This is a genomic window from Streptomyces sp. XY431 (genome assembly GCF_001279805.1).
GTDB lineage: Bacteria > Actinomycetota > Actinomycetes > Streptomycetales > Streptomycetaceae > Kitasatospora > Kitasatospora purpeofusca.
Genome location: NZ_LGDO01000442.1, coordinates 1 through 225, shown reverse-complemented (window position 1 = coordinate 225; position 225 = coordinate 1). Strand labels below are relative to the sequence as shown.

The following is a 225-nucleotide window of genomic DNA, read 5'->3' as shown; positions in this document are numbered from 1 at the left end:
GCGCATGGCGTGGGAGACATGGGTGTTCAGGCGGTCCCAGACCAGCACGATCGGTGCTTTGACGAGGTGATGGACGCCGTCGACCAGGGCGATGAAGTCCCGCTCGCTCATGCTGCGGCGCTTGCCCTTGCCCTTGCCCACGGGGTGGGTGATCAGCCGATGGCACAGCCGGGTGCGGGAGCCGGGCCGCATCGCAATCAGCCCGGCCACCGACAGGCGTCCCGC

General features: G+C 69.3%; 1 pseudogene. It reads right to left on the bottom strand.

Going from position 1 to position 225, the window contains the following annotated elements:
* A pseudogene (locus ADK60_RS28235) lies at positions 1–225 on the bottom strand (IS630 family transposase); the annotation flags it as partial.